We start from the raw sequence: 19,255 nt of genomic DNA, 5'->3' as shown, positions 1-19,255 counted from the left end.
GAGTAATGGGGGGCGTTTAGTCGGCCATTTCCACCCGGTTACGGCCGTTGCCCTTGGCCCGGTAGAGGGCTTCGTCGGCGCGCTTCAGGCTTTGTTCCGGCTGTTCCTGGGCGCGGCCCATGGCTGCGCCGATGCTGATGGTCAGGTTGAGTGGGGCGGCATCGGTGGTGATCGGTTTCTGGTTGACGGTCTTGAGGATGCGGTTGGCAATTCGCAGCAATTCCTGCTGGTCGTGTACCTGCAGCAACACTACGAACTCTTCGCCGCCGCTGCGGGTCACCACATCCTGGGGGCGCACGGCGGCACTGATGCGCCGGGCGGTTTCCCACAGGGCCTGGTCGCCCGCGGCATGGCCGTGGGTGTCGTTGACTGGTTTGAAATGGTCGAGGTCGCAGAACAGCACGCCGAGTTGCAGGCCCTGTTCTTCGGCCTGCAGCAGCTGCTTGGGCAGGAAGTGGTTAAGGCCGGCGCGGTTCCACAGCTGGGTTAGCGGGTCGAGCATGGACTTGCGCTGTTCGCGGCTCAGGGCGGCGCGCAGCTTTACCGTCTGCTCGCTGACCCGGCGCAGCTTCAGGTAACCCTCCACCAGCACCGCCATATCGATAAACAGGCGCAGCTGCTGGTCGCTCATTTGCCGGGGTACTGAGTCGATCATGCACAAGGTGCCGAGCGCCTGGCCATCTTCGGAATACAGCGGCTGGCCGGCGTAGAAGCGAATATGCGGGGTTTGCGTCACCAGCGGGTTATCGAGAAAACGCGGGTCGCTGAAGGTGTCTTCGATGATCAACGGCTGGGTGGCGAGAATGGCATGGCCGCAAAAAGATATGGAGCGCGGCGTTTCCGCCGTATCCAGGCCCAGGCGAGCCTTGAACCACTGGCGGTCGTGGTCGATCAGGCTGACCAGCACGGTTTTCACGGCAAACACTTCCCGCACCACCCGCACCAGGGTGTCCAGGTAGGGGTCGGCCGGCGTGTCGAGCAGTTCATGGCTATCGAGGCTCTGCTGGCGCAGCGTTTCATCGCAAGGCAGTTCAGGGATGAGCATTGACCGCTCCTAATCGAGATGGATCGAACCAGCCGTCAGCGCGGCTTAGACGATAAGCATAGACGCCCAGGATGAGGCTTCGCAGCAGCATAAACCACAAGAAGGCCAGCCACAGGCCATGGTTGCCCAGGGCCTGCAGCCACAAGGCCAGGGGCAGACTCAGGAGCAGGCTGAGCAGCATGGCATCGCGCATTTCGCGGGCGCGGGTGGCCCCGATAAACAGACCGTCGAGCAGGTAACTCCAGACCGCGATCAGCGGCAGCAGGGCGAGGTACGGCAGATAGTCGATGGCCTGGTCGCGGACCACGGCGATATTGGTCTGCAGGCTGATAAACCAATGGCCGCCGAACAGGAAGAACAGGGCAAAACCCAGGCTGGCCAGCAGCGACCAGCCGCCGGCGACGATCAGGCTGCGCCTCAGGGCGTTGCGGTCGCGCGCGCCCAGGGCATGCCCGCACAGTGCCTCCACCGCGTGGGCCAGGCCATCCAGGGCGTGGGCGGTGAGCAGCAGGCCGTTAAGCAGCAGGGCGTTGGCCGCCACCGTGGCATCACCCAGGCGCGTGCCCTGCACGGTGATCAGAAAGAACACCGCCTGCAGCGCCAGGGTGCGGATAAAGATGTCGCGGTTGACCGCCAGCAGCGGTCGCCAGTTCAGCCAGCGCCCCAGCGCCGCCCAGTCGAGCCGCCCGGCATAGCTGCGCAGGGCGCGCCGCGCCAGGTACAGACCGAGCAGGGCACCACTCCATTCGGCAATCACCGAGGCCCAGGCCGCGCCCGCTACGCCCCAGTGCAAACCGAGGACAAACAGCAGGTCGAGGGCCACATTGAGCAGGTTGGTGGTCAGCAGAATCGCCAGCGGCCCACGGGCGTTCTGGGTGCCGAGCAACCAGCCGATCAGGGCATAGGTCGCCAGGGCTGCCGGCAGGCCGAACAGGCGAATATGCAGATAGTCGCGGGCCAGGGCATCGAGGTTGGCGGAGGGTTGCATCAGGCTGAGGGCGGCGTTGCTCAAGGACAGCGCCAGGCCGATCAGCAGCAGCGCCAGCCCGCCGCCGAGCAGCAGGCCCTGCAACAGCACCTGGCGTAGCGCGCTGCCGTCGCCCCGCCCGGCGGCCTGGGCACTGAACCCTGTGGTGCCCATGCGCAGAAAGCCCACCGCCCAGATCAGCAGGGTGTAGAGGCTGCCGCCCACCGCCACAGCGGCCAGTTGATGGGCGTGGGGCAGGTGGCCGACCACGGCACTGTCGACCAGGGCCACCAGCGGCACCGACAGGTTGCTCAGGATCATCGGCGCGGCCAGGGCCCAGACCTTGCGCTGGGTTGGCTGGTGCTGCCAGGCGTCGCGTATGGCGTTTATCAAATGTGCTCTCGATCTTGATTGGAGATGCCAGCAACGAGTACACGGGCGCGTGTCACCGGCGGGTTATTAAACACTGATCAACTGACGTGCGCTGCTGAGCAATTTTGCCTATGCCCCTTAGTTGTATTTAGACGGCTCGACTATAGTGTCAGGCCTCTGCACCTACCCTTGTTGGAGCCCGCAATGCCGAAGAAAGGACTGCTTCTGGCACTTGCCCTGAGCCTGCTCAGCGCCTGTGATTCTTCCACCCCCGAGCCTGCCCAGGTCAGCGTCAGCGCTCCCGCCGCCACCGCTGAAACTGCGCCGCCACTGGACAAGGCGGCCCTGGCCGAGCGCTACGCCGGCCGTGAGCTGACGGTGGTGGATGTTTCCGAAGTGCAGCTGGAGGGAGCCAGCACGCTCTCGGTCAGCTTCTCGGTGCCGCTCGACCCCGAGCAGAAACTCGCCGAGCGCCTGCATCTGGTCGACAGCAAGAGCGGCAAGGTCGATGGAGCCTGGGAGCTTGCCGACAACCTGATGGAAGTTCGCCTGCGCCACCTTGAGCCGCAGCGCAAGCTGGTGCTGACCGTGGATGCCGGGCTGCTCGGGCTGAATGGCAAGAGCCTCGCCGCCGAGCAGGTGACCCGCCTGGAAACCCGCGACCTGCAGGCCAGCGTCGGCTTCGCCAGCCGTGGCTCGCTGTTGCCGACCCGCCTGGCCGAGGGCCTGCCGGTGATCGCGCTGAACGTCGACAAGGTCAATGTCGAGTTCTTCCGGATCAAGGCCGAAGCCCTGCCAAAGTTTCTTGCCCAGTGGGGCCGCAGCAGCAACCTGGACACCTGGGAGGCGCGTTCGCTGCTGCCCATGGCCGATCTGGTGTATGGCGGCCGCTTCGACCTCAACCCCGCGCGCAATACCCGCGAAACCCTGCTGCTGCCGATTGCCGGCCTGGAGCCATTCAAGCAGCCCGGGGTGTACCTGGCAGTGATGCGCGAGGCCGGCAACTACAGTTATTCGCAGCCCGCTACGTTGTTTACCCTGAGTGATATCGGCCTGTCCGCCCACCGCTACCGCAACCGCCTGGATGTGTTTACCCAGGCCCTGGCCGGCGGTGAGGCGATGGCCGGAGTTGCCCTGGAATTGCTCGATGGCAAGGGCCAGCTGCTGGCCGAGGGCAAGACCGACAAGGCCGGCCACGCCGAATTGCCGCTGGCCGCCAAGGCCGAGGTGCTGCTGGCCCATCTGGGCGAGCAGACCAGCCTGTTGCGCCTGAACGGTCCCGCCCTGGACCTGGCCGAGTTCGATATCGCCGGGCCCCAGGCCCATCCGTTGCAGTTCTTTGTATTTGGTCCGCGGGATCTCTATCGCCCGGGCGAAAACGTGCTGCTCAACGGCCTGCTGCGCGATGCCGATGGCCGCGCGATAAAAGCCCAGCCGGTGAATGTCGAGGTGCGCCGGCCGGACGAACAGGTCAGTCGCAAGTTCGTCTGGCAGGCCGATGCCAGTGGGCTCTATCAGTACCAGCTGCAGCTGGCCGAAGAAGCCCCGACCGGGCGCTGGCAGCTTCTGTTCGACCTCGGCGATGGCAAGCCGCAGCTCTACGAGTTTTCCGTGGAGGACTTTCTTCCCGAGCGCCTGGCCCTGGAACTCAAGGGCAGTGAAACGCCTTATGAACCGGCGCAGGCCGCCGACTTCGAGGTGAGCGGGCGCTACTTGTACGGCGCGCCGGCTGCCGGCAATCGTCTCAGTGGCCAGCTTTATGTGCGGCCGCTGCGTGAGGCTGTGGAGAGTTTGCCGGGCTATCAGTTCGGCTCGGTCACCGAGACGGAACTGAGCCAGGATATCGAGCTGGAAGACACCAGCCTGGACGAGCAGGGCAAGGCCCAACTGAGTATCGACAGCCGCTGGGCCAGTGCCAAATCACCGTTGCGTCTGATTCTCCAGGCCAGCCTGCAGGAGTCCGGCGGCCGGGCGATTACCCGGCGCATTATCCAGCCGGTATGGCCAGCCGAGCGACTGCCCGGGGTGCGCGGCCTGTTCGATGGCGAGCAGGTGGACGCCGACAGCCTGGCCGAGTTCGAAGTGCTGGTGGCCGATGCCGCCGGCAACAAGCTGGCCGCCGAACAGTTGACCGTGCGCCTGGTGCGCGAGCGCCGCGACTACTTCTGGAACTTCTCCGAGAGCGATGGCTGGAGCCATAACTACAACGAAAAATTCCTTACCCTGGGCGAGGAAAACCTCAAGGTCGACGCCGGCGGCACGGCCAAGATCAGCTTCCCGGTGGAGTGGGGCCCGTACCGCGTCGAAGTTATCGATACCCAGACCGGCATGCTCAGCAGCCTGCGGTTCTGGGCCGGCTACCGCTGGCAGGACAACGCCGATGGCGGTGCCGTACGGCCGGATCAGGTCAAACTGGCGCTGGATAAACCGGCTTATGTCGATGGCGAGACCGCCCAAGTCACCGTCACCCCGCCTTCTGCGGGCAAGGGCTACCTGATGGTGGAGTCCAGCGAAGGACCGCTGTGGTGGCAGGAGGTCGAGGTGCCGGCCGAGGGCAAGACCTTCGATATCCCGATTGCCAAGGACTGGGCGCGGCATGACCTGTACCTCAGCGCCCTGGTGATCCGCCCCGGCGAGCGCAAGAGCAATGCCACGCCAAAACGCGCGGTCGGCCTGCTGCATCTGCCGCTGGAGCGCGCGCCACGCAAGTTGGCGCTGACCCTCAGCGCTGCGGAAAAAATGCGCCCCAACCAGCCGCTCACGGTCAAGGTGCAGGCGCGCAACGCCGATGGCAGCATCCCGAAACAGGCGCAGGTGCTGGTGGCCGCGGTGGATGTCGGCATCCTCAATATCACCGGCTACGCCACCCCCGATCCCTTCGCCAACTTCTTTGGCCGCAAGGCCTATGGCGCGGATCAGCTGGATATCTACGGCCAGCTGATCGAAGCGGGGCAAGGCCGGGTGGCCAAACTGGCCTTCGGTGGTGACGCGGCGCTGGCCGGTGGCGGCAAGCGCCCGGACACCAGCGTGCTGATCGTCGCGCTGCAGAGCGAGCCGCTGGCGCTGAATGAGCAGGGTGAGGGCGAAGTCAGCCTGAATATCCCCGACTTCAACGGCGAGCTGCGGCTGATGGCGCAAGCCTGGACCGATGAGCATTACGGCATGGGCGAAGGCAAGACCGTAGTCGCCGCGCCGCTGATCGCCGAGCTGTCGGCCCCGCGCTTTCTCGCCGGTGGCGATGAAACCACCCTGGCCCTGGACCTGAGCAACCTGTCCGGGCGCGAGCAGCAGCTGGATGTGCAGTTCAGCGCCGAAGGCCAGCTGCGCCTGGCTCCGGGGGGCGAGGCCAGCGTTGTGCCGATCACCCTGGCCGATGGTCAGCGCAGCATTCTGCGCATCCCGGTGACTGCGCTGGGTGGTTACGGGCAAGGGCGTTTCAAGGTCAGCGTCAATGGCCTGGCCCTGCCCGGTGAGGAGCTGCCGCCGTTCAGCCGTGAGTGGACCCTGGGCATTCGCCCGGCCTACCCGGCGCAGTTGCAGCACTTCCGCGCGGTGCTTAAAGACCAGCCATGGAGCTTGCCGGCCAATGCGCTGAGTGCCTTCGAAGCTGCAGGTCTGGAAGCGCGATTGGCGATTTCCAGCCGGCCGCCACTCAACCTGGGCGAGCAGATCCGTGCACTCAAGGCCTATCCCTATGGCTGCCTGGAGCAGACCACCAGCGGCCTGTATCCGTCGCTGTACACCGATGCCGCCACGCTGAAACGCCTGGGCGTGGAAGCCGAGCCGGATGAGCAGCGCAAACGTTCCATCGAGCTGGGCATCGAGCGTCTGCTAAGCATGCAGCGCTACAACGGCAGCTTCGGCCTGTGGGGCGCGGACAGCGATGAGGAATACTGGCTGACCGCCTATGTCAGCGACTTCCTCCTGCGCGCCCGCGAGCAGGGCTTTGGCGTACCGGAAGAGGCGCTGAAAAAGGCCAACGAACGCCTGCTGCGTTACCTGCAGGAGCGTCACCTGATTGAGGTCAACTACAGCGACAACGCCAACCACAGCCGCTTTGCCGTGCAGGCTTACGCCGGTTACGTGCTGGCACGCAGCCAACAGGCACCGCTGGGTGCCCTGCGCAGCCTGTACGAGCGGCGCAGCGATGCGCTGTCCGGTTTGCCCTTAGTGCACCTGGCCGTGGCCCTGCAGAAAATGGGCGACCAGCCGCGTGCCGATGAACTGCTGAGCGCCGGCCTGGCTCGTGGCCGTGAGCGCAATAACTGGCTGGCCGATTACGGCAGCCCGCTGCGCGACCAGGCGCTGATTCTGGCGCTGTTGGAAGAGCACGACCTGGCCGGCAATCGCCGTGAAGAGCGGCTGTTCAACCTGGCCGATGAAGTGGCCGGGCAGCAGTGGCTGTCGACCCAGGAGCGCAACTCGCTGTACCTGGCCGGGCGCAACCTGCTGAGCAAGCCGGAGCCGAGCTGGAGCGCAGTGCTGCAAAGCGGCAGTCTGGTCTTCGAGATGAGCAATGCCCAGCCGGGCCTCAAACTCGATGGCAGCGATCTGGCCCCTCCTTTGAGCATCATCAATTCGGCGAGCAAGCCGAGTGATACGCCGCTGTATCAGCAACTGACATTGTCCGGCTATCCGAGCCAGGCCCCGGCGGCGGGCGGTGAAAACCTCAGCATCTACCGCGAATACCTGGGCATGGATGGCCAGGCGCTGGATCTGAGCAACCTGCAGAGCGGCGAGCTGGTGCTGGTGCACCTGGCCGTAGCAGCAGACCAGCGGGTGCCGGATGCCCTGGTGGTCGACCTGCTGCCGGCGGGCCTGGAGCTGGAAAACCAGAACCTGGCGCAAAGCTCGGCCAGCCTGGACGACGCCAGCAGCGCGGTAAAGGAATGGCACAAGGCAATGCAGAATGCCGCGATCAAGCACCAGGAGTTCCGTGGCGATCGCTACGTTGCGGCGCTGGATGTCAACGGCTATGAAACCACCCACCTGCTGTACCTGGCCCGCGCCGTCACCCCCGGCAGCTACCGAGTGCCGCCACCGCAAGTGGAGTCGATGTACCGACCGAACTGGCAGGCCCTGGGTGCAACGCCGGGGCGGCTGGTGGTTAAAGAGCGCTAGAACGCACAAGGCCCGCCAAGTTGGCGGGCCTTGCCTGGATAAAGCTGCCGCCGTCGAGGCGTCTGCTGGATGCCTGAGCCGCGCCGGCAAGGTTCGCTTGCCCGGTTGAATACCCTGTAATACATTGCATTCAACTGTATGGAGGGCATCCTATGAGCGTCACAACCGTTCGGCTACAACCTGAGCTGGAGGAAAGCCTGGGCGCTATGGCCGAGAAGCTTCAGCGCAGCAAGAGCTGGCTGATTAACCAGGCGCTTAGAGAGTTTTTTGAGCGCCAGGAGCAGGAGCAGAACCGTTGGCAGGAAACGCTGCAGGCCATGGAGTCCGTGGCGCAAGGCAAAGTCGTTTCAGCTGAAGCAGTCAATACCTGGCTGCAAAGCTGGGGCAGCGCCAATGAGCTGTCGCCACCCAAGGCGGGCGAATGAGGCTGGTCTACTCAGAAGAGGCTGTGGCCGATTTAGTTCGTCTGCGCGCATTTATTGCTGAGAAAGATCCTCTTGCAGCTACGCGCGTAGCAGCAGAACTTATTGCGCGTATCGAGAGCCTTCGCCTATTCCCGGCAATGGGCCGAGTAGTTGAGTTGGCACCTGACCCGAAAGCTATTCGTGACGCCATTTTTGGCAAATACGTAATCCGTTATACGACTCATACCGAAACTGTCGTCATTCTTCGTTTATGGCACCACTTCGAAGACCGTGAGCACCATACCTGAGCCGCTCCAGCGCCCACGCATCAGCCAACCGCTAACCAATCAGCCCGCTTAGCAACCACAACCCCAGTACCAGCCAGATCAGCCCGGCGATAATCGAGCGGCGGATAAAGGCGCGCACCGCCAGGTACAGCAGCCAGAGACCGGCGACCAGAACCACGATGCTGAGAAATGACGGCGTCACCCCCAAGGCTTTGGACATGCCCGCGATAAAACTGCTGACCGCTCCGCCGAATATGCCGAAAAAGCCGCTCAGGCCTTCGACGATAAAGCGGATTACCGACCCGACCGCCTCGCCAAGGGATTCAAAAAAGCCTTCTACGCGCATCTGCATGGTTCCTGTCAGCTGAGCGCCTTGCGGGAGGCTTTTGCCAACCCACGCCTGCGCCAAGGGGCGCTAGTGTGCCATTCATTAGGCGTATTCGCAGGTCTATTGGTGATGACGGCCCGCATAAGGATCGGGCGCTGAGTGTGTTCAGGCAGGAGGCTGCTTCAGGGATGGGCTGTGATTGAGTTCAGTAAGAGACCCCCCGTCGTCCAGACGCCGCGCTGTCGAGCAGCAAACTGGGGCAATTGCGTCTATCGGCTTGTAGGTACCTGTAGGAGCGGGCCATGCATGCGATGCGTTTCGCGGGCATGGCATTGGGCGTCCCCCATCCCGCACCTACAGGTCTTTGTGTGGATTAAATTTCTATATATAACAAAGAGTTATTTTTTGTTTGATGAGAGAGGGAGGGGTCAGGATACTCAGGCTGTCTTCTTTGTCTGTATGTCGAACGCGACAAAGGTGTAAGGCCGCCAGGGCGCTTGCACCTTTGTCGCGAGCGAGGTGATTGACTCGGCAACAGTTACTGGCCGCTGATCAGCTGGGTGACATTGATCAGCATGGACTGGCCGACCGAGACATAGTCGGGTTCCTGCATGGGCGAGTCGATCTCTGCTGTGGCCAAATACATTTCCTCCTGGCTACAAGCCGCTGCGGCAGAGTCTAGTAATGCCGATACGGCATCGTGGACATTAGCCCCGATCTGATAGGCCTGGTTGAGCGCAGCTTGCGCCTCGATAATCTCGGTGTCGCAATGTCCGGCCATAGCCGGACCGCTTAGCAGCACCAGAACGCTCCAGATTGGAATCACATATCTGCTCATGACTAACCTCCTGGGTTGCCGTGTTAATTGGTAAAGGCGCAGATGGCGTAAGCCATAACAGTAATTGCCGTTGCTCCCCCTGATTTACTTAACGTTGCTGTCCAGCTCGAATCGGAGAGTGGATAGCTTTGATTGACCTGCCAGGTAGCGCCGGAGGTGTAGCCCACGCCGCCACCCAGGATGAATTTGCCTTCACTGCAGGTTGCCGTGCAGGTAATGGTCGTCGTATTGCCGATGCAGGTGTTGGGCATACGTTCCCATTCGGCCAGGCCGGTACCGCCTTGCTGGCCCACTGGACCCTCTGGTCCGGCCTCGCCTTGCGGGCCCTGAGCACCGGTTGCCCCGGTTTCACCCTGTGGTCCTTGTGCGCCGGTTTCGCCCTGCGCGCCGGTGGGTCCGGTCTCGCCTTGCGGGCCCTGGGCACCGGTTGCCCCGGTTTCACCCTGTGGCCCCTGTGCACCGGTTTCGCCCTGCGGTCCTGTGGGGCCGGTCTCGCCAGTGTCGCCCTTGGTTCCCGGACATTTGCCATTCACCCCGCGCTCGCAGTCCCATACCCGTTGCTCAAGGGCACCGAGGCCGCCTTTTAGGTTGGCAATGCTGTGCTCGGGATCATGATCGGCCAGCACCGGTGCACTTATCCCGAGTAAGGCCGTCGACAGCAGGGCTGTCGGTGCGAGAATTGTGAGGTTGCGCCAGCGCGCGGTTGCAATTACCGCAGCCGTTGCGCAGAAGTGCGGTCTCTGTATTCCTGAGGAGTAGCGGATCATGATCAATGCCCTGCTTTGAGAGTAAGAGCACCCTGCCTGCAACCGTGAGCAACCAATCTGTCGATGATTTTCCCGGGCGGGCCTGCCTATAGTGCGCGGGATGAAACCCAGGTGAGTTTTCACCTTGCGCGCTACCCTCTGGTTTCAGATGCTACGGCTGAGGTTAAGGCCTATCTTTTGCGCGCCATTGACCTGAAGCGCGCCATGATTTTGATATCACTGTGATATTGATTTAGGCCTGAGCCTGGGCCTTGTAAAGCTGCTTCAAAGCTGAAATATGTAAATTTGACGCCGATCCGATAAGTGGTTGCTTTGTGATGGTTTATTGGCGGCGACTGTCTGTCGAGGTGTTGGGCTCCATGTATAAACCCTGGAAAGGATGGCTGGGTGAGCGCTTGCGGATAGGCGCGGTCATGGGTGACAAGCCCCCACAGTGGGGAGTGTCGCGTGGCTGGTGGTTCTTACTATTGCCGGCCCTGCTGTGGAGCGCCGACCGCCTGTTTCCGCTGCCCCTGCCTGCAGACGATCTGGCCCGGGTGGTGTTGGCCGAGGACGGTACGCCGTTGTGGCGTTTCGCCGACCGCGATGGTGTATGGCGTTACCCGGTCAGCCCCAGTGAGGTTTCGCCCTATTATCTGGATGCGCTGCTGACCTACGAGGACCGCTGGTTCTATCGCCATCCCGGGGTCAACCCGCTGGCCCTGGGCCGTGCGGCCTGGCAGAACCTGCGCGGTGGGCGGGTGCTATCCGGCGGCAGCACCCTGTCGATGCAGGTGGCGCGGCTGCTCGATCCCCATGCGCGCAGCTATAGCGGCAAGCTCAAGCAGCTGTGGCGCACCGCGCAGCTGGAGTGGCATCTGTCCAAGGACGAGATTCTCACCCTGTACCTTAATCGCGCGCCCTTCGGTGGCACCTTGCAGGGCGTGGCGGCGGCCAGCTGGGCTTATCTGGGCAAGTCGCCGCGCCAGCTGACCCGGGCCGAAGCGGCCTTGCTCGCGGTACTGCCGCAAGCGCCCAGCCGCTTGCGCCCGGACCGTCACCCTGAGCGCGCCCAGGCGGCGCGGGATAAGGTGCTCAAGCGGTTGTCCAGTTTCGACGTGTGGCCACAGTCGGCGATCACCGATGCGCTGCAGGAGCCGGTGCTTCTCGCGCCGCGTCAGGAGCCCAGCCTGGCCCCCTTGCTGGCGCGACGGCTAAATCGCGCCGGTAGCCCGCCATTGATCCACACCACCCTGGACGCCGCCCTGCAGCGCCGCCTGGAAGACCTGCTGCTGGGCTGGCGGGCGCGGCTGCCGGAGCGTACCTCGGCAGCGATTCTGGTGGTCGAGCAGCCGAGTATGGCGGTGCGGGCCTACCTGGGCTCGGTGGATATCGGCGATGCCAAGCGCTTCGGCCATGTCGATATGGTCAGCGCGGTGCGCTCGCCCGGTTCGACCCTGAAACCCTTTCTTTACGGCATGGCCCTGGACGAGGGGCTGATCCATTCCGAATCCCTGCTGCAGGATGTGCCGCGGCGTTACGGCGATTACCGCCCGGGCAATTTCGCAGCCGGTTTCAGTGGCGCGGTGTCGGCCAGTGAGGCTTTGGCCAGCTCGCTTAACCTGCCCGCCGTGCAGCTGCTGGAAGCCTATGGACCGAAGCGCTTTGCCGGTGAGCTGCGCAGCGCTGGCGTGCCGTTGCTGTTGCCGCCGCTGGCCGAACCCAATCTGGCATTGATCCTCGGCGGTGCCGGCAGTCGCCTGGAGGAGCTGGTCAGTGGTTACAGCGCCTTTGCCCGGGGCGGCAAGGCGGCGCGTCTGCGTTTTCAGCCACAGGACGAACTGCTGGAGCGTCGCCTGCTGTCGCCGGGGGCTGCCTGGATAGTGCGGCGCATCCTCAGCGGTCAGGCGCGGCCGGACCGCGACCCGCGGGCGCAGCTGGTGCAGCGCCCGACCCTCGCCTGGAAGACGGGCACCAGTTACGGCTTTCGCGATGCCTGGGCGATTGGCGTGGCCCCGCGCTATGTGATCGGCGTGTGGATCGGCCGCCCGGATGGCACCCCGGTGCCCGGTCAGTTCGGCCTGGCCTCGGCCGCGCCCCTGCTGCTGCAGGTGCACGACCTGTTGGCCAACCGCGACAGCCAGCGCGGCATTGCCCCTAAGCCGGAGGCACAACCCGCCGCAGTGGGCGTGGCGGCGATCTGCTGGCCGCTGGGTCAGGCCCTGCCACGCAGCGACCCCAACTGCCGGCGTCAGCGTTTCGCCTGGACCCTGGCCGGCACCGTGCCGCCGACCTTGCAGGCGCAGGATCAGCCACTGGGGCTGGGGCTGCAGGAGCATCTCTGGCTTAACCCACAGGGTTTACGCGTCGATGCCGCCTGCCCGGGTGCCGCGCGCCATAGCCTGGCCCTATGGCCCGCACCTCTGGAGCCCTGGCTGCCGCGTCGTGAGCGGCGCAGTGCGCGGCTGCCGGCCGTCGATCCGGCTTGCCCGCCGCAGAGTGCGCCAGCGGTCGCGCCGCTTTCCATCGTCGGGGTGCGTGAAGGCGATCGCCTGCGCCGCCCAGCCGGCACCACCGAGCCCCTGCGTTTGCGCCTTACGGCCCTGGGCGGCAGCGGCCGACACTGGTGGTTTGTCGATGGCCAACCGGTGGCCCAAAGCCTGGCCGGCAGCGCCATCAACCAGCGCTTTAGCCGCCCCGGTGACTATCAGTTGAGCGTGCTGGATGAAAGCGGGCATACCGCGCGGCTGCAGTTTCGTGTGCTGGATTGAGCGCGCACCCGCGCAGGGCATAGAGTTGGCCATGGGCAATGCCGTGCGGGCGGATTTGTTGGTTCAACTACACTGAGGCCAATTGAATCGTCCTGTGTCCGTGGCCTGCGGTTCGCTGCAGCGCGCCGCGGGCTTTTGCCTGTCCTTTCGGCACTGCTCCGGCTGGACGGCTCAGGTACGGGTGTAGCGCGCAACGGGGCCGACGCATAGTGGGTGGGGTAATTATGGTTTGTTGGGCCTTGCGCCTGTTGTGCATCTCGCTGCTTGGCTGCCCCTTGGCCATGGCGGCGGAGTTGCAGCTGTACACCGAGGAAAATCCACCGCTCAACTTTAGCCGCGACGGCCAGGCCGATGGTCTGGCCAGTGAGGTGGTGCGTGAGCTGTTGCGGCGTACCGGCGACAGCGCGAGCATTCGTGTGGTGCCCTGGGCGCGAGGTTACCGGCAGGTACAGGGCAAGGCCAATGTTGGCCTGTTTGTGGCTGTGCGTACTCCTGAGCGCGAGCCGCTGTTTCACTGGGTCGGCCCGCTGGTCTCGACCACCACCAGCTTCTATGCCCGCCGTGGCAGTGGCCTGCGCATCGCCAGTCTGGAGGATGCCAAGCGGGCTGCCGGCATCGCCGTGCCGCGGGACTGGTATTCGCACCAGTTTCTGCAGAAGGAGGGGTTTACCAACCTGATTCTGCAACCCAAGCCCCATGAGGTGCTGCGTATGACCCTGTATGGCCGGGTGCCCGTGCTGGTCTATGAAGACCAGCTGCTGCCGAGCCTGGTGGCCGAGGTGGGGGCTTCCATGGACGACCTCAAGCGCCTCTACAGCTTTATGCAGAGCAGCAGCTATATCGTCTTTTCCAAAGCCACCGACGTGCAGCTGGTGCAGCGCTGGCAGCAGGCCCTGGAGCAGATGGCTGACGATGGCAACCTGGCCCGCATTCAGCAGCAGTGGCTGCCGCAACCGGCTGTCACTTCGCCATAAGTACAAGGTGCGCCGTGCAGCGGTCGCCAGGCAGCTTGTCGGATTGCGGCTTGTATTTTGTATACAGTTATGTGTCCAATGCCTGCGTATTCCAATAACAATTAGGGGTAACCCACCATGAAGCTCTGGCGGCGCAGTATCCAGTGGCAACTGATTCTCAGCATGGGCGCGGCCCTGCTGGCCAGCATTCTGATCGTGGTGGGAGTGTACTCGGCGGTGGTCAACCGCCTCACCGAGCGCTACCTGGTCGAGGAAGCACTGCCGGCCCGGGTCCTGGCGATCCGCAACGATCTGGAACGGGTACTGAGCGGCCCCATTACCGCCAATGCCGGCATCGCCGAGAACACCCTGGTGCAGGATTGGCTGGCCGCAGGTGAAGATCCCGAGCAGCGCGATGCCATGGCCCGTTATCTGGAAGGGGTGCGTGCGCAGCAGAATGCCATGACCACCTCGATTGCCGTGCTCGCCAGCGGCAACTACACCACCGGCGAGGGCCTGGCGCGGGTCATCAGCCGCGATCAGCCGGAGAACCAGTGGTTCTACAACCTGGTCGATAGCAGCCGCGACCGCGTGCTGGAAATCGACATCGACAAGGGCACCCGGCTGCCCACCCTGTTTATCAACCAGCGGATCAAGCAGGGCGGTAAAACCCTCGGCGTCTCCGGCCTGGGTTTCAGCCTGAAAGCCATGTCGGAAATGATCCGCGACTTTCGCTTTGGTGAGCGCGGCCAGGTGTTTCTGATCGATGCCGGCGGCGATATCAAGGTCCATCCGCAGGCGGAACTGAGCGGCAGCGGGCGTTTGGCCGAGCTGTTTGGCAGCGCTTCGGCCCAGGCGTTACTGGGTGGCGACGGCAAGGCCGTGCGCTTCGAGCGCGACGGCGAAACCTATCTGGCGGTGGCGCAGAAGCTCACCAGCCTGGACTGGTTGCTGGTCAGCGAGGTGCCGGAAGCCGAGATCTATGCCGAGGCGCGCCAGGCCCTGTTGATGACCAGCGTTATCGGCCTGGGCGTAGCCCTGCTGTTTCTCGGCCTGGTGGTGCTGCTGGCGCGCGGTCTGGTACGGCCGATTCGTCAGGTCACCAGCGCCCTGGTGGAAATCGGCGGTGGCGGCGGCGATCTGACCCGGCGTCTGGATGAGTCCCGCGCCGATGAGTTGGGCGACCTGGCGCGCGGCTTCAACCGCTTTATTGGCGGCCAGCGCAGCCTGATCAGCGATGTGCTGGCGACCAGTGAGCGCCTGCGCGCCTCGGTCAGCCAGGTGGCGCAGGTGGTGGACAACACCGCCGGGCGTTCCAGCCAGCAGCAGGAAATGACCGATATGGTCGCCACTGCGGTGCATGAGATGGGCCTGACCGTGCAGGAAATCGCCCGTAACGCCAGCAGCGCCGCCCAGGCATCGCAAAGCGCCCGCAACGAGGCGCAGCGGGCCCGCGAAGTGGTGGGGCAGTCGATTGGCCATATCGAACATATGTCGGCGGAAATTGGCGACGCCGCCACGGCGGTCGCTCAGCTGGCCACCCAGGTGGCCTCCATTGACCAGGTGTTGGCGGTGATTCGTGGCATTTCCGAGCAGACCAATCTGCTTGCGCTGAACGCGGCGATCGAAGCCGCCCGTGCCGGCGAGCAGGGCCGCGGCTTTGCCGTGGTGGCGGACGAGGTGCGCACCCTGGCCCGGCGCACCCAGGCCTCCACCGATGAGATCCAGCAGATGATCGCCCGCCTGAAACAGGGTGCGGAGACCGCCGTCAGCTCCATGCACGCAGGCCAAGCCGCTACCGGCACCGGGGTCGAGGCCAGCCAGCGCACCGGCCAATCGCTCAGCGCCATCACCGAACAGGTGGAGCGCATCAGCGATATGAACACCCAGGTGGCAGCTGCCACCGAGGAACAGTCATCGGTGACCGAAGAGATCAATCGCAACGTGCAGGGCATCGCCGATCTGGCGCATGCCACCGCCGGTGAGGTGCAGGTGTGTAAAGAGGACTGCCAGACCCTGCGCGGCCTGGCCGATGATCTGGCCAAGCAGATGGGCAGTTTTCGCTTGTAGAGGTTATTCGCGCTACCAGCGGCCTGCCAGGCGGCGCACCTCAGGCCAGCTCCAGACGGTTGCGCCCTGCGGCCTTGGCCCGGTAGAGGGCGTTGTCGACCCGGGTATAGAAGGCCTCGGCAGAGTCGTCGCAGAGCGGCTGGAAGGTACCGACACCGAGGCTGCAGGTCAGCGGCAGGTGTTGCGCCTGGCTCGGGCTCTGCACCTGCAACGGTTGCTCGGTGAGCTCGGCGCGAAAGTGCTCGGCCAGGGCCATGGCTTGCTCCAGGCTGGTGTCGGGCATCAGCACGGCAAACTCCTCGCCGCCCAGGCGCAGGAGGATATCGCTGTCACGGCGGAACACCTGGCGCATGCGCTCGGCGAAAGCTTGCAGGTAGAGGTCGCCAGCGCGGTGGCCGAACTGGTCGTTGATCTTCTTGAAGAAGTCGATATCCAGCAGCACCAGCGCCAGCGCGCCGTTCTGCCTGCGCGCGCTGGCCAGCCAGTTGGGCAGCAGGGCGTTGAACTGGTAGCGGTTGTTCAGGCCGGTGAGGGCATCGGTGCGGCTGAGGCGGTCCAGCTGTTCGCCCTGTTGCAGCAGGCGTAACTCGCGCTCGAGGCCGATACGGTACTCGTGGTTCCAGCGATACAGGAGCAGGGCCAGATAGCCCAGGTAGAGCACCAGAGCCACCGACCCGCCGATATCGCCGATGCCCAGGTGGATCTTGATTGCGGTACTGGGCAGGTAGGTCAGCAGGATGGCCAGGGCGCAGCGCGCCGTGCGCATCGGGTAGGTGAACGCCAGGGCGGTGCCGAACACCACCACGCAAAGCATGGCCACCAGATGCGAGGCGATAATCCCGGGGTACAGCTGGATGCCCCCGAGCATCAGGCCCCAGGCCAGTGACTGCAGCAACAGAAGGGTCCAGCGCCGGTCCAGCCAGCGCTGCAACTGCGCCGGCTGCAGGTGTTCGGCGGGGCGCTGACGGCTGCGCAGGATAAAGAACACCAGTAACAGCAGACCGCCGCCGCTCCAGATCAAGAGGTTCTGCTCGGGGTTGCTGCTGGTTAGCCAGAGCATGGCCCAGGCGAGCAGGTAGTAATAGCCGCCGAATCGGGAACGGACATGGGTATCGCTCGCCTCCCGCCAGAGCCTTAGGCGGGGGCCGGTTGCCGCGGATATCGGCGTCATCGGCAGCTACTCGCACGGTCACCCAGTGAGTCTAGCCGGGTGATTGCTATTTGCCTTGGGTGGCCTCAGGCCAGTTGCAGGCGGTTGCGGCCCATGCCTTTGGCCAGGTAGAGGGCGTCGTCGACACGTTTGAAGAAGGCTTCGGCGTTGTGATCGCGCTGTGGGTCGAAGCAGCCGACGCCGAGGCTGGCGGTCAGCGGCAGGCAGTTGTCGTCGATGTCGAAACCCTTTTGGGCCAGCGCCAGGCGAAAGCTTTCTGCCAGCTGACAGGCTTTCTCCAGCGGGGTATTGGGCATCAGCACACCAAACTCTTCGCCACCCAGGCGCAACAGGGCGTCGCTGTCGCGGCGGAACACCTGGCGCATGCGCTCGGCAAAGGCGCTGAGGCAGGCATCGCCACAGGCATGGCCATGCATATCGTTGACCTGTTTGAAAAAGTCGATATCCAGCAGTACCAGCGACAGCGGGTCGCTCTGCCGCTGGGCGTTGGCGACCATCACCGGGAACAGGCTGTTGAACTGATGACGATTGCCCAGCTGGGTCAGGCTGTCGGTGCGGCTAAGCACTTCCAGCGACTCCTGTTGTTCCAGCAGCTTGAGCTCCAGGGCCAGGGTGGCGTGGTATTCGCGATGGCTGCGGTTGAGGGCCAGCAGCAGGTAGCTGAGGTAGGCGGCGAGGGTGATCAGGGTAGCCCGCTGCTCGCCCCAGGCCAGGGCCATAACCAGCAGGCCCGGCAGGTAGATCAGCAACAGGGCCAGGATGGCGCGGCCTCGGCGCATTGCGAAGTTGAAGCCCATGGCCGTGCCGAAGGCGACGGTGCTGAGGGTGGCGATGGTGGCGCTGCTGCTCAGCAGGGGTTGGCTCAGCACCAGGGCATGGATCAAGCCCCAGCTCAGGGCGGTGAACAGAATCAGCCCCCAATGCCGGTTGAGCCAGCGCTGCATGACCTCCGGGCTCTGTTCGCTGGGCAGGCGGTGCAGCAGGCGCAGCGCCAGCAGCAGGGCGAACAGGGCGGCAACGGCCAGGCCCAGGCCGAGCTGGGTCATGGGGGTGGTGCTGAAGAGCCAGGTCAGTAGCCAGGCCAGCAGGTAATAGATACCGCCCAGGGTCGAACGGCTGCGCGTGTCCTGAGCTTCACGCCATATGGCAAAGGCCTGGGGCTGGCGAGGGGTGGTGGAGTCAGTCATGGCCTGTGATCACAGATAGGCGGTAGCCTGAGCATAACTGCTGCAGCATGAAACGCACTGTCAAATGGCCACTGCAGACGGGCGGCATATACGGCTGTTTGTGCGGCGCGCCGCGCCGCCGTGTCAGACGCCTGCTGCGTTTAGCGCAGGATCAGCAGCGGGCTGGTGCTGGTGCGCAGCAGGTGGCTGGTGGTGCTGCCAACCAGGAACTGGCGGATCCGCGAATGGCCGTAGGCCCCCATTACCAGCAGGTCGATGCCCTGTTCGAGCTGATAGGCGTGCAGGGTCGGTTCGACCTCGCCGGCGCGAATCGCCAGTTGCACCTCATGGCCGCCCTTGACCAGGCGCTGCTCGGCCTCCTTGAGCTGTTCCCAGGCTGGGCCGGTGTCCGCGCCGACCATCAGCACATGGATCGGCAGACCCTTGAACAACGGGCTGGCGGCGAGCATGTCGATGCCCTTGTGGCAGGTCGGGCTGCCATCGAAGGCCAGCATCAGGCTTCGCGGGGCCTGGAACTGGCCCGGGGTGACCAGGATCGGCCGGTGCAGGGTGCGGATCACGCTTTCCAGATGGCTGCCCACCAACTGGCTGAGGTTGTCGCTGGTCTCGCCCTGGCGACCGATCACCAGCAGGCGGATGTCCTGCTCCAGCTCGCCGAGGCAGGTCACCAGGTCACCGTGACGCTGGCGCAATTGCGGGTTGTTGACGCCATCGCGCTGGGCGCGCTGCTTGGCCGCTTCCAGCGCCAGGCGGCCCTGCTCAAGGGCCAGGGTGCTGCGTTGCTGGTCGAGGTCGGCCAGATCCTGCAGCAGCTGCTCGCGGCTGCCCAGGGTGATATTGCCGGAGAGGTTGCTCAGCGGCGGGTACTGCTTGTGATCCAGTACGTGCAGCAGGGTCAGCGGCGCGTCGAGGCGCAGGCTGGCCCAGGCGGCGTAGTCGCATACCGCTGGGGAAGACAGGGAACCATCGATGCAAGCCATAACCTGGGACATGGT

At 64.4% G+C, this 19,255-nt stretch carries 14 protein-coding genes and 1 pseudogene; 7 read left to right on the top strand and 8 right to left on the bottom strand.

Going from position 1 to position 19,255, the window contains the following annotated elements; translation table 11 throughout:
* Nucleotides 1-16: 16 nt before the first annotated feature.
* Both VMP31_RS14575 and VMP31_RS14570 read right to left on the bottom strand, forming a co-directional pair.
* Entirely contained in the window at nt 17-1,045 is a 1,029-nt protein-coding gene (locus VMP31_RS14575; RefSeq protein WP_325508305.1) for a sensor domain-containing diguanylate cyclase, read from the bottom strand.
* On the bottom strand, nt 1,032-2,402 hold the full coding sequence (locus tag VMP31_RS14570) for an MATE family efflux transporter (RefSeq protein WP_325508463.1): 1,371 nt from the start codon (nt 2,400-2,402) through the stop codon (nt 1,032-1,034). The genes VMP31_RS14575 and VMP31_RS14570 overlap by 14 nt, the downstream gene beginning before the upstream one ends.
* A 186-nt stretch (nt 2,403-2,588) precedes the next feature.
* On the opposite strand from VMP31_RS14570, the gene VMP31_RS14565 reads away from it, so the two are divergent.
* From VMP31_RS14565 to VMP31_RS14555, 3 genes are all read left to right on the top strand, one after another.
* A complete protein-coding gene (locus tag VMP31_RS14565; RefSeq protein WP_325508303.1) occupies nt 2,589-7,505 on the top strand; it encodes an alpha-2-macroglobulin in 4,917 nt (1,638 codons plus the stop codon).
* A gap of 152 nt (nt 7,506-7,657) precedes the next feature.
* On the top strand, nt 7,658-7,930 hold the full coding sequence (locus VMP31_RS14560; protein WP_325508301.1) for a CopG family ribbon-helix-helix protein: 273 nt from the start codon (nt 7,658-7,660) through the stop codon (nt 7,928-7,930).
* Nucleotides 7,927-8,217 (top strand): type II toxin-antitoxin system RelE/ParE family toxin, encoded by a 291-nt coding sequence (locus tag VMP31_RS14555; RefSeq protein WP_325508299.1) that lies wholly within the window; start codon nt 7,927-7,929, stop codon nt 8,215-8,217. The genes VMP31_RS14560 and VMP31_RS14555 overlap by 4 nt, the downstream gene beginning before the upstream one ends.
* 31 nt (nt 8,218-8,248) lie before the next feature.
* On the opposite strand, the gene VMP31_RS14550 is transcribed toward VMP31_RS14555, so the two are convergent.
* The 3 genes from VMP31_RS14550 to VMP31_RS14540 form a co-directional block, all read right to left on the bottom strand.
* Nucleotides 8,249-8,542: a hypothetical protein gene (locus VMP31_RS14550; RefSeq protein ID WP_325508297.1), complete on the bottom strand. Its 294-nt coding sequence runs from the start codon at nt 8,540-8,542 to the stop codon at nt 8,249-8,251.
* Nucleotides 8,543-9,062: 520 nt separating this feature from the next.
* A complete protein-coding gene (locus tag VMP31_RS14545; RefSeq protein WP_325508296.1) occupies nt 9,063-9,362 on the bottom strand; it encodes a hypothetical protein in 300 nt (99 codons plus the stop codon).
* 23 nt (nt 9,363-9,385) lie between these two features.
* Nucleotides 9,386-10,129, bottom strand: coding sequence for a hypothetical protein (locus tag VMP31_RS14540; RefSeq protein WP_325508294.1), 744 nt, complete (start codon nt 10,127-10,129; stop codon nt 9,386-9,388).
* A 413-nt stretch (nt 10,130-10,542) separates the two neighbouring features.
* On the opposite strand from VMP31_RS14540, the gene pbpC reads away from it, so the two are divergent.
* The 4 genes and pseudogenes from pbpC (at nt 10,543) to VMP31_RS23405 (ending at nt 15,902) form a co-directional block, all read left to right on the top strand.
* Nucleotides 10,543-12,879 carry a peptidoglycan glycosyltransferase PbpC gene (gene pbpC, locus VMP31_RS14535; RefSeq protein WP_325508292.1) on the top strand — a complete coding sequence of 779 codons (2,337 nt, stop codon included), beginning with the start codon at nt 10,543-10,545 and terminating at the stop codon, nt 12,877-12,879.
* Nucleotides 12,880-13,103: 224 nt separating this feature from the next.
* Nucleotides 13,104-13,853 (top strand): substrate-binding periplasmic protein, encoded by a 750-nt coding sequence (locus VMP31_RS14530; RefSeq protein ID WP_325508290.1) that lies wholly within the window; start codon nt 13,104-13,106, stop codon nt 13,851-13,853.
* 117 nt (nt 13,854-13,970) lie between these two features.
* A pseudogene (locus VMP31_RS23410) lies at nt 13,971-15,032 on the top strand (HAMP domain-containing protein); the annotation flags it as partial.
* A 132-nt stretch (nt 15,033-15,164) separates the two neighbouring features.
* Nucleotides 15,165-15,902, top strand: coding sequence for a methyl-accepting chemotaxis protein (locus VMP31_RS23405; RefSeq protein ID WP_414705463.1), 738 nt, complete (start codon nt 15,165-15,167; stop codon nt 15,900-15,902).
* A 40-nt stretch (nt 15,903-15,942) separates the two neighbouring features.
* Here VMP31_RS23405 and VMP31_RS14520 read toward each other — a convergent pair whose 3' ends face one another.
* The 3 genes from VMP31_RS14520 to VMP31_RS14510 all read right to left on the bottom strand — a co-directional run bounded on the left by VMP31_RS14520 (nt 15,943) and on the right by VMP31_RS14510 (nt 19,252).
* Nucleotides 15,943-17,073, bottom strand: a complete 1,131-nt coding sequence (locus VMP31_RS14520; RefSeq protein ID WP_325508286.1) for a GGDEF domain-containing protein — start codon at nt 17,071-17,073, stop codon at nt 15,943-15,945.
* A gap of 65 nt (nt 17,074-17,138) precedes the next feature.
* A complete protein-coding gene (locus tag VMP31_RS14515; protein ID WP_325508284.1) occupies nt 17,139-18,260 on the bottom strand; it encodes a GGDEF domain-containing protein in 1,122 nt (373 codons plus the stop codon).
* A 140-nt stretch (nt 18,261-18,400) separates the two neighbouring features.
* Nucleotides 18,401-19,252: a universal stress protein gene (locus tag VMP31_RS14510; RefSeq protein ID WP_325508282.1), complete on the bottom strand. Its 852-nt coding sequence runs from the start codon at nt 19,250-19,252 to the stop codon at nt 18,401-18,403.
* Between the last annotated feature and the right edge of the window lie 3 nt (nt 19,253-19,255).

Source organism: Pseudomonas sp., from assembly GCF_035512415.1.
Classification (GTDB): Bacteria; Pseudomonadota; Gammaproteobacteria; order Pseudomonadales; family Pseudomonadaceae; genus Aquipseudomonas.
Note: the sequence above shows the minus strand (reverse complement) of the source record. Positions and strands in the feature narration are given on the sequence as shown.

Bases quoted from the DNA above. Each gene is read 5' to 3' on its own strand.
- pbpC (WP_325508292.1), top strand. From the start codon at position 10,543: ATGGGTGACAAGCCCCCACAGTGGGGAGTGTCGCGTGGCTGGTGGTTC.
- VMP31_RS14560 (WP_325508301.1), top strand. From the start codon at position 7,658: ATGAGCGTCACAACCGTTCGGCTACAACCTGAGCTGGAGGAAAGCCTG.
- VMP31_RS14520 (WP_325508286.1), bottom strand. From the start codon at position 17,073: ATGACGCCGATATCCGCGGCAACCGGCCCCCGCCTAAGGCTCTGGCGG.
- VMP31_RS23405 (WP_414705463.1), top strand. From the start codon at position 15,165: ATGACCGATATGGTCGCCACTGCGGTGCATGAGATGGGCCTGACCGTG.
- VMP31_RS14555 (WP_325508299.1), top strand. From the start codon at position 7,927: ATGAGGCTGGTCTACTCAGAAGAGGCTGTGGCCGATTTAGTTCGTCTG.
- VMP31_RS14565 (WP_325508303.1), top strand. From the start codon at position 2,589: ATGCCGAAGAAAGGACTGCTTCTGGCACTTGCCCTGAGCCTGCTCAGC.
- VMP31_RS14530 (WP_325508290.1), top strand. From the start codon at position 13,104: ATGGTTTGTTGGGCCTTGCGCCTGTTGTGCATCTCGCTGCTTGGCTGC.
- VMP31_RS14540 (WP_325508294.1), bottom strand. From the start codon at position 10,129: ATGATCCGCTACTCCTCAGGAATACAGAGACCGCACTTCTGCGCAACG.
- VMP31_RS14550 (WP_325508297.1), bottom strand. From the start codon at position 8,542: ATGCGCGTAGAAGGCTTTTTTGAATCCCTTGGCGAGGCGGTCGGGTCG.
- VMP31_RS14515 (WP_325508284.1), bottom strand. From the start codon at position 18,260: ATGACTGACTCCACCACCCCTCGCCAGCCCCAGGCCTTTGCCATATGG.
- VMP31_RS14575 (WP_325508305.1), bottom strand. From the start codon at position 1,045: ATGCTCATCCCTGAACTGCCTTGCGATGAAACGCTGCGCCAGCAGAGC.
- VMP31_RS14545 (WP_325508296.1), bottom strand. From the start codon at position 9,362: ATGAGCAGATATGTGATTCCAATCTGGAGCGTTCTGGTGCTGCTAAGC.
- VMP31_RS14510 (WP_325508282.1), bottom strand. From the start codon at position 19,252: ATGTCCCAGGTTATGGCTTGCATCGATGGTTCCCTGTCTTCCCCAGCG.